Source organism: Erwinia persicina NBRC 102418, assembly GCF_001571305.1.
GTDB lineage: Bacteria > Pseudomonadota > Gammaproteobacteria > Enterobacterales > Enterobacteriaceae > Erwinia > Erwinia persicina.
Window position 1 is genome coordinate 71,809 of the sequence record NZ_BCTN01000005.1, and the last position, 14,513, is coordinate 86,321.

Genomic DNA, 14,513 nt, shown 5'->3' on the forward strand with positions numbered 1-14,513 from the left:
AGCGCAAGAGGCCGGCCCCGGACAGCCAGGTCAGGGGCGTTAGACTTTCTGACCCGTCACAGGGGCCGGCCTTCTTTTCTGGCCGGCCCCTGTGACGGTTTTCCCGCTCTTTAGTGGTCTTTAAACGCCAGCCATGTCAGCAGCCGCAGACTCGCTGAAAAATAGTCCTCGTCGCTGTTCAGCGAATCATTCAGATAACCCGTTTCCCCGAGCGTCAGATCGCGCACGGCGAGCAGTCCCCCCGCCATAGCGTAAGGGGCTTTATCGTTACTCATGACATCAATCCAGGCGGGCGTTTGCAGGCGCTGGAAGTTCATCCAGAAACGCTGGAACGGCACAAGCTGTAACGACGCGGGATCATACCAGTACAGATAAAGCGGAATACGGATTGCATCGTAGCTGAAGCGCGGTGGCCAGGCCGTGGCCGGAGCCAGTGACCCGTCGGCGTTCATCGCCACCCAGTCCAGCGGCAGCGCGCTGTCCCCGAAGCGCATCTCAGACAGCAGGGCGACCCCGTCGTCGATCAGCGTATTCCACACTTTCAGATGGCTGCGCCGGGCAAAATCACGCCACGCCGGGAAGATAAAATAGGACGGGTTCAGTACCACATAGCTGGTCTTGTTAAAGCCCTGCGCGCCGGGCAGCATGATTGTGCGGCCCGCAAAGGTGATCACGTTATGGGCGATAATCGCCCGCTGAATGCGATCTGAATGCTGTAAATAGGACTGATCCTGCCATTTCTCCCCGGCCTTCTGCAGCGCCCAGGCGATCAGCACATCGCCGTCAGAGGCGTTGTTTTTATCGCTGACCGGATCGGCGTTCCCCGGAATATATTTCCAGTAAAACAGGTCATTTTTCGGGTTACTGAGATGGGTTTGCGTCCAGCGCCACAGGCGGTCAAAGGTGGTGTGGTCGTTGTAATACACCGCCATCAGCATGGCATAACCCTGCCCCTCCGTATGGCTGACATTGTTGTTGCCCGTATCCTGAATACGGCCTTCAGAAGTCAGAAAACGTGTTTTAAACGTACCCCAGCCCTCTGCGGCGCTGGCCTGAGACAGGCCCAGCACCAGCGCAAGCAGGATGATGCCTGCCCTGAACATTGCCATCATGGTATTTCTCACCTCTGGTAGTGAAAACGCAGTGAACTTTCACCGGTTTCTTCACAGGTCAGGGCGACGTTCTCACCGCCTCCCTGAACACGTAGCCAACGGGCATACAGGCCCAGTAAAACCGCACCGAGCGCCAGCCGCCACTGGCGATCCGGCATAATGCCATCACCCGGTGGTAACGCCAGATGATCGATCACGATCGCGGTATCTGAAGGCTGCAGATCCACAAACCCCCAGTTAAACTGCCCCAGTACCAGATTGATCTGTGCTTCCAGATCCGCCACGGTCGCGATGGTAGCCAGCGGATAACGGCTGGCGAGGTTATCGCCCATCTGGCGTAAAAACGCCTGGCTTTCCTGCTCGCCGGCGTTATTCAGCATCCCGTTGATCATCACGCTCAGCAGATCAAACCAGCCGGGCTGGTACTGCTGCTGACGGTAATACTGCAGGGTGCGTTCCTGTAACTGACTCATGCTTATTTGCCTCCCAGCATGTAGCGGAAGTAGAGCTGCGCTGTACTTTCGTTATAGTCGCCGAAGGTGTCATAGCCCAACTGACCGCCGATGGTGACGTCTTTGTTGATCTTATAATCCGCACCCGCGTGCAGGTTATAGCCGATACCGCTCTTGCTGCCGCCGCTGAAGTACGCCTCTTTGGCATAACCTGCCGTCACAGCATCTTCCAGCAGTGACTGGTAATCGCTGTTGTTCGGGAAGTACGCGCTGCGATCCTGGGTATAGGACTGATAACCCGCCGAACCGCCCACTTTTACGCTCAGATCGTCATAGGTCTGGGTGAAGTCTACCGGGAACGATACGCTGATATAGTTCTGCGGGCTGAAGTAGCCCCCCTGACCGTAGCTGAAGTTACTGAGGTTCTTCGAGAAGTCCATCCAGCTGATGTTGATGCCGGTTTTCAGTTCGCGATCGTTAAAGTGAAACGGACGCACATAGGCGCCGGCGTTACCCATTAACGAGGTATTACTGGCCACGTTTTCCCCGACATAGCTGTACCCCCCGGCACCGACATAGAATCCGGCATCGCCATCGTCGTAACTCAGCATGGCGTTACCGCCGTTTTTGGTCACGCGACCCCAGCTCTTGCCGGAAAACTTATCTTTCACCCCAACGTATGAGAGCAGACTGTCGGTGACCGCACGGCGTTCGCCGGTGAGGATCAGGGTCAGATAGTCCGTCAGCTTCGGTGCCCACTTCACACCGCCGACCATCGTGCTGAGATCCTGACCCAGCGGCGTACTGCCGAGGTCAATCCTGTAGCTGTCACCGCTTAACGCCAGGTTCAGCTCCACGCCGGAGGCCGTCTGCGAGTCGGTCGACGATGACGATGCCGTATCAACATTGACCTTACGCGAAGAAGCCGCAAGGTATTTCGCCAGCGTGGCGTTGTTATTCAGGCTCTGTAAGTTGCTGACGCCGCTGTTGGTGAACGGATTGTAGTCCGCGCTATCGATACCGGTAAGATTCGTCAGCGCCGCGCCCACGCCCGGATTAGCCGCATCAAACGTCGCTTTCTCCGCCGCGGTCAGCCCGCTGTAACTGGTCTGTTCATTTTTAATGTTCTGAATCAGGTTAGCGACCGCGACTCCGGCCGCCCCGGTGCCAAGACGGCGATAAGCATCACCGCTGGCGCTGCCGGCGCTCAGGGTCATCGGTGTCACGGTAAAGTCAAAGCGGGCGTCACCCAGCGGGGAGCTGGACCACACCAGCGGCGCTTTCGCCTCGGTCAGCTTGCTCAGGCCGTTCTCGCCGTCGCGACCGCGGATCTGAATGCCGCCCTGCATCCAGGTGCCGGTATCTTTCTCCAGCTCATCCATCATGGTGTCAATCTGATGCAGCGTCTGATTCTGTCGGGTCGCGGCTTCAGTACCGCCGCCGACGAGGGTCAGCCCGCCTTCAGCCCCGTCAATATCACGATAGTCTCGCGCATCCGGCGCCTGCTGCCAGGGCATGGTATTGCCGTACACCGACGGTGATTTGCGTACCGACATCGTCGTGCGGTTGATAAAGGGGTTATCGGACAGCGTCAGGCCGCCAATGCCGGCGGTACTGCCGACACGGCTGCCGTCCAGCCCGATCATCTTACCTTTGGCGGTGCGCAGATAGCTCAGGGCCTGATGATGATCGCCCTCCGCTTCGGAAACCCGCGCCAGCAACAGCAGGCGTTCCGGCGACGGCTCGCCGCGCAGGCCGCTGGCCAGAGCGCGAGCTTTGGGCACATCATTCAGCGCCAGCGCGGTGTTAATCGCCCCTTCGCGCGCATCCTGAGTGTCGGTGTCGCGCGTCATCAGGTAGTCGTACACCACTGCGGCTTCTTTGTTCATCTTGCCGGACTGGTACAGGCGCGCCATGGCAAACATCAGGTCGGAATTCTGCGGATCTTTCTGCAGGGCGCCGATCAGCTTATCGTAGGCCGCCGCATACTGTTTGCGTTCACGCAGTTCATCCACTTCATTAATTAGCCCGCCGTTACGGATCCCCGCCAGCTGGGCGCTGGTGCTGCGTGACTGCAGTTCCGGGTTACTGAGGAAGGCCTGCGCTTCACCGCCCAGTCCCGCCTGATTCAGTACCGCCACCTGGGCCGCATAGTCACCGGCGTTACCCTGCACACCGCGCTGCATACTGGCGCGCACAACGGAGACCGCCGTGGTCATATCACCCGCCTGTGCCAGGCCTTTCGCCAGGTTACCCGCATCCGCCGGATTTTGCGGCGGGTTCGCCGCCAGCGCTTTCAGCGTGTTGGCCGCCGCCGCACTGGCGCCCTGGGCCAGATACTGCTGCGCCACGGACATCTGCTGGTTGAAGTTCACACGCTGGGTCAGCGCGCGCATCTCTGCGTTTTGACTGCGGGCCGGAATGCGTGACAGCAGGCTCTGCGCCTGCCCCCAGGCCCCGCTTTCGCTGGCAAACAGCGCGGCCGCATACACTTCATTGCTGCTGGCACCGTTGCGGAAAGCAGGCTGCATCACGCCTGCCGCCGCAGCGGTATTGCCCTGTTGCTGATAAATACGCGCAAGGTCGAGGCGCAGCCAGCCGTCGGCCGGGAAACGCTGCATGCCCTGCTGCAGGATCGTAATGGCCCGCTGCGGGTTGCCGGCCGCCAGCGCCTGCTTCGCGTCACGGCGCACCGGTTCACTGGTGGCCACCGGGCGCGGCGTCACTGCCTCGCGTACGCTGGACGGGAGAGAGGCCAGCAGTGTGTTAGCTTCGGCGGTGTTACCCTGCTGCCGCAGCACGTAGAACAGCCCCTCTTTCGCCGGACGGTTAGCGGCATCGCCGGACAGCACGTCACGGTAGGTCTGCGCGGCCTGATCCAGCTGATTATTACGGCGCAGCACGTCAGCACGGAACAGCTTCGCTGCCACGCCCTTCTCGCCCGCTGCCTGGGTTAACGGCGCGCTGAGGCTTAAAGCCTGCGCGCTGTCCCCGGCTTTCATCGCCTGCTGGGCGGCGGCTAACTGACCGTAGAAGCGGGCATCGGTTGCCTGCTGCTGGCGCTGTTCGCTGTTGCTGCCGCCGAGCTTCGCTGCACGCTCCAGATAGTCTGCCGCTCTGGCATAGTCGCCGCTGCGCTGCGCCACATAGCCCAGTCCCGCCAGCGCGTCGGCATCCTCCGGGTTGGTTTGCAGCACCCGATCGAAAGCGGTCTGTGCGCCGCTGACGTCGCCGCTGTTCAGGGCGTTAAAGCCCTCACCTTTGGCCGCGCCGCCGACGTTTTTCCGGAAGTGATCCATCACCGCCGTATCCTGCGGATGGCGCTGCTGGTAGTGCTGATACAGCGGCGCATCGCCCGACTGCGGTCCCAGCCACAGCAGCGCCTGACGCAGGGAACGATCGGCGTCGGCATTGCCGCCCGCCAGTCCTTCCAGCATTTGCAGCCCCTCACGGCGGGTTGATTCCTGCCAGGTCAGGGCCTTGCCCAGCGCCAGCTTCGCGCCGGTATCCTGCGGGTGCTGCGCCACGAACTGCCGCAGGTTGTCCACCGCCTGCGGCAGCAGGGTGCGGTCACCGGCCATGGTCAGGTAATACTCCGCCGCCACGCTGGCCGGTGGCGTATTCCCGCTGAAGGTGTTGCGCCAGGTCTGCAGGGCCGCCGCGGTATTGCCGCTGCGCGCCTGTTGTCGGGCCAGAGACAGCTGCGCCGCCGGGATAGTCTGCATCTGACGGGCTGCGTCCAGTTCTGACAGTCGCGGATCCTGTGGCGAAACCTGACTAAGCCGCGCGCGCCATTTGGCCGCGGCCGCACCATCCCCGCCCTGCTGAGACCACAGCGCCATCAGGAACAATGCCTGGGCGTTGTTCCCATCCACCATCAGCACTTTATTCAGCGCATCACGGGCCAGCTCATCATGCGCTTTCTGATGCCAGTAATTTGCCTGGTCAAACAGCGCCTTAACGGCGGGATTGTTCTCTGCGGCCAGCAGCGGGAACGTCATCACCGACAGCACAAGGCCGCTGCCAAACATCCAGCGTTGGCGAATTCTGGCGGTTAAGGGGGTGAGTGTTGTTTTCATTATTCTTTCTTCTCGCCAGAGGTACGGGAATGATCCTGCGGGTGCAGACGACGCCATGCATGGCGCTTCAGCAGAACACAGGCGCTGAGTCCCACCAGGGTGGCACAGAACAGCGCCAGTAACGCCAGCAGTACGGCATGCTGGTTGGCATACCATACAACCATCATGTACCAGGGCATTTGCCCGCTCGGGAACTGAGCGCCCACGCTAAAGCTGCGGATACCATTCTCATCGGTAATGATCGCCGTATCCCCCCGGATACCCGCGTTAATCCGTGATGAGGTCATGTCGTTATGCAGTCGCGCCAGCTGGTTATCATCGGTCGCGACTGTCATCACCACCAGACGACTGCTGTTCCACGGTGAGCGGTAGCTGATAAAACCGCGCCAGTCTTCGTTCGACGAGAAGTAACGGTCAGCGTCCAGCGTCTGACGATACCAGTTACCGGTCAGCCAGCTACGCAGGTTATCCAGCATATTCGGCACTTTAACGCCAAGGGTATGATTATTCAGTTCGTACGGTGAGCCTGCCAGCAACTCGCGGTTAAAACTGGTCTGTGCCAGGGTGGAAACCGAGAGAATATCGCTGTTTTCCAGGCGGCCACGCAGCGTACCGGCAGCCGGAATACCAAACATGACGCTGTTCTGACTCAGCGCGGCGCCGGTTGCATTGCCCGAACGGCCTGCCATATCCAGCAGCGTGCTGATCTCGGCGTTACTCGGGTTTGAAGGAAGCATCAGTACCGTCTGAGAATAATCAGCCAGACGCGAGAAAGGGAACGAGGCTCCGACAAAGTAAGAGAGGTTCGGCAGTAACGTAAAGTGACGGGTATGACTCAGATCGATAAACGAATCATCTTCAATCCGGCTCTTGATATTGTTATTGGTCAGCACGCTGCACGGTGCCGTGGCCTTAGGTTTGATATTGAAATAGAGCTGCATCTGGTTGTCACCGTAAATCAGGTACGGATCCAGTTTCAGGGTATATTTCTCCTGGCGCGCATCCCCACCCAGGCGGTGCCAGATATTTTCCAGCAGGCCGACCTTATTGACTGTCAGGTTACGCAGGAAGGTTCCGTTCAGCGTGACGTTGAGCAGAGAGTTATCTTCATCAATCCAGCTTTCTGACGGGAAGCGATAGTTCAGCTGGACAGGAATGCTGTCACCGTCCCACAGAAACAGATCGGGTGCCGCACGGAAGTTAACGCGCAGCGCATCATGCCAGATGCCTGTGGTGGTCAGATTCTGATCCTTACGCAGGAGTTCGCTGAGACGTACCGGACGTTCGGTATTGATCCAGCGCGGCGCATCGTACGGCTTGCGCAGCGGCATACTCTGCGGCGTGACGGCCAGCGACGGTTCATCTGCCGTCATCGGCTGCAGAAGACGCCACGCAGCCTGACGCAGCTGATCGTCGGTTTTGCCAGTCACCAGCAGCAATTTGTACACCGGGTTATCCGGGTTACTCACCATATGCAGGGAGGGACCGTCACTTTCCGGTAAGGTCAGGCTACCGATTTTTTCACCGGGGTGACCAAACACCACGCCGTTTTTCTCCGGCAGCGCGCCACGTAATACCGGAAAGCTGATGCCGCGATAGTCTGCCTGAATTCCCATCCAGGATGAGAGGATCGCCGCCGCGCTGACTTCACCCGGCGTGATGTCATTGCCAAAGATAATGGCTACGCTGGCCGGGCTCATGCGCAGCGGGTCAATAAACGGACGCGGGAAATTGCGCAGGTTGGTTCCGATATTCAGCTGCTGGCCTTCCAGTGCCAGCGTGGTATTCGGCAGAATAGTCACCTGATACTGCCGGGCGCTGTCGCGCTCACACAGCAGCTGGTCAGCATCGTTAATTTTAAAGCTCAGGTTATTGCTGGACACCACCATCGCCGCCGGAATATCCAGCTGATAATCCTCGCTGGCACGATCGGAGGCACTCAGCGGCAGGGTCCCCAGCGGCTGGCCGTTCAGCATCAGCTGCAGCGACGTATTCCGCGCCGCCAGCGCCTGGGACACTTTCAGCGACAGGTTCAGGCGCGCATTGGTGACCACTTCATCGGTCGGCAGGGTGAAAACAATCCCGGATTGCAGCTGCCCCCCGGTCAGCGTGATCCCCTGCTTCTGGCCCATCTGCGCCACGCTGACCGTGCTGGAAAGCGGTTGATTGAGCGATACGGCAGGCTGCGTCTCAGCCTCGTCCATGACCGGGGCCGGCAGCGGCGGCAGGCCCGCAGGCAGGCCTTCGTTGGTGCCCGGTGGTAGCGCGGCTTCATCACCCGCTGGCAGGCTGCTTTCCGCCGATCCGGCAGGCAGATCCGTTGCTACGGCCTGGCCCTCCGCCGGCGGAGACGTCTCCGCAGGCAGGGAGCCAGCAGGCGCCTGTGCCGGCATGGCCGGGGTTTCCGTCGCCGTGGCCGGGGTGTCGGTCTGCGCCGGGGGAGCGGCGTCTGCCGCTGGCGGCGTGACTTCAGCCCCCACATCTGCCGGCGGCGGAATATCCGATAATGCGCTGCTGTCGCGGGTGACGCTGCCCGGATCGGCCTGCGCGCTGCCCAGCGTGAGCAGGGTACTCAGGCACAATGCCCGGAGGAGGAGTGGCTTCATACCGCGCTATCCTCTTCCACTTGTGCCCGACGTTTTTTTCTTGCCCGCCGATCCTGGAATGTCAGCCAGAACAGCTCAAACACGGTACGAATAATGTTCAGTAACGAACGCAACGGTTTATCTTTAGGCCCCACAGGCTGGATCCAGGCGTCGGCGCGCGACAACACCACCCGAACCAGCTCACGACGGCGTGGCAGCGGCATCTCATCAAACTGCAGTCGGATAACGCCATCCTCCGCACCAATCACCTGAACCGGAATGGAGATCACCCCGGACTGCAGGATGAGGTCAATGGCTTCAATCTCGTCCTTCTCATGACGCGAGTCTGGCGCATCGATCTGCGCACCGCCCATCGACAGGTTAACGGTATTTGAACGCGATGAGATGCCACTGGCGTAGTGCACCACCACGGGAAGATTGACATCAACACGGATGGTTTTACGCACCTGTTTGGTTTCACGCGCCACGGCAATGGCTGCCATCAGAATAATCAGGCTGAAGGTCGCCCAGCCGACGTTCAGCGCAATAACGTAGGGATCCACGCCAAAGTAGTCATGCGCTGTCGCCCGGACAATGCCACTCACTACGCCCACCAGTAACAGCAGAGCGCAGATCACGTGCGGGCGCACGATATTGAAGTCAAAGAAACCGACGTCCAACAGGCCACCTTTATCCGTCACGTTAAATTTACCGTGCTTCGGTGAAATCATCGTTAACAGGGTCGGGATCACCAGATGGAAAGCCATCACGGTTTCGTAAATCTCTCCCCAGAAGGTGGCGCGGAAGCGACCGTTCATACGAGAGTTAACGTAAAGCGACATTACCAGGTGCGGCAGAACGTAGGCAAAGATCAGGCCTGCCGACGAGTGGATGATATTCAGATTGAACAGCAGGTACGCCAGCGGCGCCGTCAGGAAGACAACACGCGGCAGGCCAAACTGGAAATGCAGCATGGCGTTGAGATAGCAGAGCCGCTGCTGCCATTTCAGCCCGCGACCCAACAGCGGGTTATCGACGCGGAAAATCTGCGTCATGCCTCGCGCCCAGCGCGTACGTTGGACAATATGCAGACCCAGACGCTCGGTCGCCAGACCGGCGGCCAGCGGGATAGCGAGGAAGGCAGAGCCCCAGCCAAGACGCTGCATTTTCAGCGCGGTGTGGGCATCTTCTGTCACGGTTTCCACCGCGAACCCGCCAATCTCTTCCAGCGCTGAACGACGAATGACCGCGCAGGAGCCACAGAAAAAGGTCGCATTCCAGTTATCATTACCCTGCTGAACCGGGCCGTAGAACAGGGCCCCTTCGTTCGGAATGTCGCGGGCGGCTTTCAGGTTGCGCTCAAACGGATCCGGTGAATAGAAGTAGTGCGGCGTCTGGAGCAGGGCCAGCTTTTCATCTTTCAGGAAAGCACCGACGGTGGCCTGCAGGAAGGTGCGTGTTGCCACATGGTCGCAGTCAAAAATGCAAATCAGCTCACCTTTGGTGATTTTCATTGCATGGTTAAGGTTACCGGCCTTGGCGTGGCGATTGTCATCACGCGTGATGTAACCCACGCCAACATCGGCGGCAAAGCGGGCAAACTCGCTGCGCTTACCGTCATCCAGCAGATAGATTTTGATCTTATCGCGCGGATAGTCGATGCACTGTGCCGCCAGCACCGTATCACGTACCACGTCCAGGCTTTCGTTATAGCTGGGGACGTAGACATCAACGGTAGGCCACAGGCTGATATCGTCGGGCAACGGCTCAATGGTGCGCTTCAGCGGCCATGAGGTTTGCAGATAACCGAGGATTAATATCAGCCAGACATAAAGCTCGGCCATAAATAGCCCGATGCCAAGAATGGCTTCGACCTCAGAATTAAAATGCAGTGTTTCCGTCGCCCGCCAGTAAATATAGCGTGTGGACATCATCGCTGAGAGGATCACCATCACGATGGTGATTTTTTTGCTTTTGCTAATACCTAATAAAAACAGAATAGCAATCGAGATTAAGCCAAAAATATATTGCTTAGCGCTATCCATCGGTGTCGTCACGATGACGGCTGCGACGGGGAATAATACCAGCAGCAGGAGATAAAAGAGGACTTTATTCATAAGTCATCCTGAATATGTATTGTTATAATTCGTGGCAATCCCAACATAATCGGATTACGCGTATTCAGGCCTCCCTGCCTGGTCATAATCCGGCCGTTAACGGGGCTTTAGCGGAGCATGCAGTTCTCCGTCACCGACTTTAATATCAAGCAGCGCAGCAAGGCGCTTAGCGATCAACTCAATATCAAACGCCGCGGCGGAGACAGGGCTAAAATCAAAAATCGACTGTTGGGACGCATTGGCTTCTGCCACGCTTTCATCACGATTCACGACGCCCATCAGCCTGTCGCCAAGGCGCTGCTGCATAAATGCGGTCACATCGCGGCTGATATTTCTGCGGCTATCGCTCTGATTCAGGACGAAATAATGACCTCCCCGGTGATTCAGCGCCCCACCAATCATTTTTTCTTTTTCAATCTGCGGGAGCAGCGACAAGGATGCTGTGTCTGCCAGCATCACCACTAAATGCATATCGGCCAGCGCCGTCATGGCTTTAAGCGCCGGCCCGGGGCCGGGAGGGAAATCAGCGATAATCACCAGCCCGGGGTAGTTCAGCACCGTGTGCAGGCCACGGGACAGGAAGTTAGGATCCCGGGTCAGGTTGTCTTCAAACCCGAGACGCTGATCTTCCGTCACGTCACCGTAAGGCAGGACAAAAATATTGCCCCCGGTGGTGAGAATGGACTGACTCCAGTCAGAGGATTCGGCAGATTTTGCGACAAAACCCCGGCTGTCCGCCAGTGGAACACCAAAGTGCAGGCGCAGGGCATTTTGCACGTCAAAATCGATCGCCAGCACCTTGCTGCCGCCACGGGCGAGGGCATGAGCAAGATTGGCTGCCATGGTGGTTTTCCCCACGCCGCCTTTCGGTGAGCAGACACAAACTAACGGCATGAGGCGATTTTCTCCAGCAGGGGATGTAGCAATATATCTTTCGGAAGCGACGCGGAAGACGGGGTGGCAGCAGGGCTGAACAGCCGCTTAAAACTGACATTAGCGGTAGCCTCTGACGCTGATGAGCGCGGCGCGATGGCCGGTGTGGCCGCTGGCGCAATATGCAGGGGTGTCGGAACGGCTGAGGGTGCCGATGCAATGTCGGCCACGGGCTGTGCCGCAGGGGCTGAACGGGCGGCCAGCTGCGCTAACAGTGAACTGCCGGATACCGCCGTTTGCTGTGCGATCGGCATGGCTTGCAGGGGAGCGGTATCGCCCCCGTCAGCCGGGGCTGCCACCGGGACAGGCACGGCAGGAGACGTGGCAGCAGGCGGCAATGAAGCAGAGATACTGTCCAGCAGTGAAGCCCCCACCCGCCCCGAAGACGCGGGTGCGACCGCCTTAAAAGACTGAACAGGCAGATGCGACGTGGCCGGCTCAGACGCGGCCAGAGGCGGCGTAAAGGCGGCCGGATCGGCGGGCTGAGGCGCTGCTCTGTCAATACGCTGACTGTTATCCAAAACCGACCCTGCGCCCTCTTTCAGCAACTGTCGGATCACGCTCCAGTTGGTGGTATCAGCGTTCAGCACCTGCTCAGACATGTCTTTGAATTCAATGTGGTTTGTTTGCGTTTTTTCTTTAAAACGCTGCAGGTCATCATAGCTTTTCATGAGTATGATCGCGCAAGGTGGAGGATTTCGCGGCAATATAACATATAAATTTTGAATTACTCAGACTAATCTCATACCCCAGATAAAAGGCGTTGAACGATTAATTCACGTCAATAGATTTCAATTATTCATTGCGACAGTTATATATCAACACAGTGATTATTTGGTTTAGTTAATTATTTTGCACAGGCTAATTAAAAGCTATTTCCTGTCACTGAAATATCTTTCTGCTGCTTACCCCTGCTTAATACAACGTCCCCTTTTTTCTGGCAAGACTATCCCATAATCCTCTCCCGGATGAAGAAAAGCTGACACAAGTCTCTTGCAAAAGCCCCTGTGACAGACCGAATCTTCGACGCCTGCAGATTCGGCTTAAGTACGACAGATAAGGAGACTTTTTATACAGCATAGCAGTGGTTAGGGAATGATGCATTTTGCTTAAGGATTTTATGCGATGTGTAACAGCGGGCGGGCCGGAAAAGCAGCCCGGCCCCTGCGCGATACGGTGAACGGCAGGGGGCGGGCCAGGGTCATAGGTTAAGCCGTCGGGGTCGACCCTTTCTTCCGGCCTGCCCACAGGGGTTAAGCGCCGGGATTTTCATCCTGATCCACGGCGAAGCAGGCGACCTGCTGTCCGCCCCAGGTCTTCAGCTGCGGCTGGAGCTGCACGCAGGTGCCGAACTGGCGGCGGCAGCGCGCGTTAAAGGCACAGCCCGGCGGCGGATTCAGCGGGCTGGGCAGCTCGCCGGTCAGCTTGATGCGCTCGCGGCGCTCATCCGGGTTAAGGCGTGGCGTGGCCGACAGCAGTGCCTGAGTATAGGGGTGCAGCGGGTTTGAGAAGATCTGCTCCTTACTTCCCTTCTCCACGCAGCGGCCCAGGTACATCACCATCACTTCATCCGCAATATGTTCGACCACCGACAGGTCATGAGAAATAAACACGTAGGAGAGGCCGAGGTCCTGCTGCAAATCCATCATCAGGTTCAGCACCTGCGCCCGCACCGAGACGTCGAGCGCGGAAACCGGCTCATCGGCGATCAGCACGTCCGGATCCAGCATCAGCCCGCGAGCAATGGCAATACGCTGACGCTGGCCGCCGGAGAACATATGCGGGTAGCGGTCGTAGTGCTCGGTCTTCAGACCAACCTTCGCCATCATCTCCAGCGTTTTTTCCCGGCGCTCGGCTTTGCTCAGTTGGGTATTAATCAGCAACGGCTCTTCCAGGATCTGGCTGACCTTTTTACGCGGATTCAGGGAACCGTACGGGTTCTGGAAAACGATCTGGATTTTCTGACGGCGCAGCTTCTCCGCTTCCGGATCGTGCTTCAGCAGATCCTGTCCCTGGTAGAACAGCTGCCCTTCGGTTGGCGTTTCGATCATCGTCAGCAGGCGGCCCAGGGTCGACTTACCGCAGCCGGACTCGCCCACCACGGCCAGTGTTTTACCGCGTTCCAGGTCAAATGACACACCATCCAGCGCTTTGACCAGCCGCTCCTGGCCGAACAGGCCTTTTTTAACCGGGTAGTGCTTCTTCAGATCGATGGCCTGCATCAGCAGGGTCGGTTTATCGTGTTCAGGCTTCATAAGCAGGTCTCCCGGCATCATCCAGTGGGAAATGACATTTGGACTGACGCCCGGCAATATCACGTAAAGGCGGTTCCTCGCTGCGACAGCGATCCTGCGCATACGGGCAGCGCGGGTTGAGCAGACAGCCGTTCGGGCGGTCGTACTTGCCGGGGACGACACCCGGCAGTGACGCCAGCCGGGCTTTATCCACCGCGAACTCCGGCAGCGCACGCAGCAGCGCCTGAGTATACGGATGGCGCGGGGCCTTAAAGATATCCACCGCTTTACCCGTTTCTACCACCTGACCGGCGTACATCACGATAATGTGCTGTGCGGCTTCGGCCACCAGCGCCAGATCGTGGGTGATCAGGATCAGCGCCATATTTTCCTGACGTTGCAGATCGAGCAGCAGTTCAATGATCTGCGCCTGGATCGTCACGTCGAGCGCCGTAGTGGGCTCGTCAGCGATCAGCAGCTTGGGACGGCAGGCAATCGCCATGGCGATCATCACGCGCTGGCTCATGCCGCCGGACAGCTGATGCGGATAGACATCCAGACGGGACGCTGGATCGGGAATCCCCACCTGGTTCAGCAGGTCAATGGCGCGCTGACGGCGGGTACGCTTATTCCCGCCCTGATGCACCTTGATGGCTTCCATGATCTGGAAGCCCACCGTGTAGCAGGGGTTAAGGCTGGTCATCGGATCCTGGAAAATCATCGCCACATCCGATCCCACCAGCTGGCGGCGCTCTTTTTCCGAAATGCGTTTCAGGTCACGCTGGTTAAATACCAGGTTATCCGCCATCACCTTGCCGGGGTAATCAATCAGCCCCATAATCGCCAGCGAGCTGACCGATTTACCGGAGCCGGACTCGCCGACAATACCCACCACCTGACCCTGCTCAACCTGATAGCTGATGCGGTCGACGGCGCGGAACGGTGCTTTTTCGTCGCCGAAATGCACCGAGAGTTTATCTACCGTTAATAGTGCCATCTCG

9 protein-coding genes are annotated in these 14,513 nt (G+C 58.5%); all 9 read right to left on the reverse strand.

What is annotated here, in order from left to right:
• Positions 1-110 precede the first annotated feature (110 nt).
• Positions 111-1,109 (reverse strand): glycosyl hydrolase family 8, encoded by a 999-nt coding sequence (locus EPE01S_RS07340; RefSeq protein WP_062743952.1) that lies wholly within the window; start codon positions 1,107-1,109, stop codon positions 111-113.
• 11 nt (positions 1,110-1,120) lie between these two features.
• Positions 1,121-1,585: a cellulose biosynthesis protein BcsD gene (gene bcsD / locus EPE01S_RS07345; RefSeq protein ID WP_062743953.1), complete on the reverse strand. Its 465-nt coding sequence runs from the start codon at positions 1,583-1,585 to the stop codon at positions 1,121-1,123.
• A 2-nt stretch (positions 1,586-1,587) separates the two neighbouring features.
• A complete protein-coding gene (locus EPE01S_RS07350) occupies positions 1,588-5,643 on the reverse strand; it encodes a cellulose biosynthesis protein BcsC (RefSeq protein WP_062743954.1) in 4,056 nt (1,351 codons plus the stop codon).
• Positions 5,643-8,249: a cellulose biosynthesis cyclic di-GMP-binding regulatory protein BcsB gene (bcsB, locus tag EPE01S_RS07355; RefSeq protein ID WP_062743955.1), complete on the reverse strand. Its 2,607-nt coding sequence runs from the start codon at positions 8,247-8,249 to the stop codon at positions 5,643-5,645. Before bcsB ends, EPE01S_RS07350 begins: the two co-directional genes overlap by 1 nt.
• Positions 8,246-10,345, reverse strand: a complete 2,100-nt coding sequence (bcsA, locus tag EPE01S_RS07360; protein ID WP_062743956.1) for a UDP-forming cellulose synthase catalytic subunit — start codon at positions 10,343-10,345, stop codon at positions 8,246-8,248. The genes bcsB and bcsA overlap by 4 nt, the downstream gene beginning before the upstream one ends.
• A 96-nt stretch (positions 10,346-10,441) precedes the next feature.
• Complete coding sequence (gene bcsQ / locus EPE01S_RS07365; RefSeq protein WP_062743957.1) at positions 10,442-11,239, reverse strand: cellulose biosynthesis protein BcsQ; 798 nt, start codon at positions 11,237-11,239, stop codon at positions 10,442-10,444.
• The gene (gene bcsO / locus EPE01S_RS07370; RefSeq protein ID WP_062743958.1) at positions 11,230-11,949 is read right to left on the reverse strand and encodes a cellulose biosynthesis protein BcsO; all 720 of its coding nucleotides are present in this window, start codon (positions 11,947-11,949) and stop codon (positions 11,230-11,232) included. The genes bcsQ and bcsO overlap by 10 nt, the downstream gene beginning before the upstream one ends.
• A gap of 582 nt (positions 11,950-12,531) precedes the next feature.
• On the reverse strand, positions 12,532-13,533 hold the full coding sequence (gene dppF, locus EPE01S_RS07375) for a dipeptide ABC transporter ATP-binding subunit DppF (protein ID WP_062743959.1): 1,002 nt from the start codon (positions 13,531-13,533) through the stop codon (positions 12,532-12,534).
• On the reverse strand, positions 13,523-14,509 hold the full coding sequence (gene dppD, locus EPE01S_RS07380; RefSeq protein WP_062743960.1) for a dipeptide ABC transporter ATP-binding protein: 987 nt from the start codon (positions 14,507-14,509) through the stop codon (positions 13,523-13,525). The genes dppF and dppD overlap by 11 nt, the downstream gene beginning before the upstream one ends.
• Positions 14,510-14,513 lie beyond the last annotated feature (4 nt).

Bases quoted from the DNA above. Each gene is read 5' to 3' on its own strand.
- EPE01S_RS07340 (WP_062743952.1), bottom strand. From the start codon at position 1,109: ATGGCAATGTTCAGGGCAGGCATCATCCTGCTTGCGCTGGTGCTGGGC.
- dppD (WP_062743960.1), bottom strand. From the start codon at position 14,509: ATGGCACTATTAACGGTAGATAAACTCTCGGTGCATTTCGGCGACGAA.
- EPE01S_RS07350 (WP_062743954.1), bottom strand. From the start codon at position 5,643: ATGAAAACAACACTCACCCCCTTAACCGCCAGAATTCGCCAACGCTGG.
- bcsD (WP_062743953.1), bottom strand. From the start codon at position 1,585: ATGAGTCAGTTACAGGAACGCACCCTGCAGTATTACCGTCAGCAGCAG.
- bcsA (WP_062743956.1), bottom strand. From the start codon at position 10,345: ATGAATAAAGTCCTCTTTTATCTCCTGCTGCTGGTATTATTCCCCGTC.
- bcsO (WP_062743958.1), bottom strand. From the start codon at position 11,949: ATGAAAAGCTATGATGACCTGCAGCGTTTTAAAGAAAAAACGCAAACA.
- dppF (WP_062743959.1), bottom strand. From the start codon at position 13,533: ATGAAGCCTGAACACGATAAACCGACCCTGCTGATGCAGGCCATCGAT.
- bcsB (WP_062743955.1), bottom strand. From the start codon at position 8,249: ATGAAGCCACTCCTCCTCCGGGCATTGTGCCTGAGTACCCTGCTCACG.
- bcsQ (WP_062743957.1), bottom strand. From the start codon at position 11,239: ATGCCGTTAGTTTGTGTCTGCTCACCGAAAGGCGGCGTGGGGAAAACC.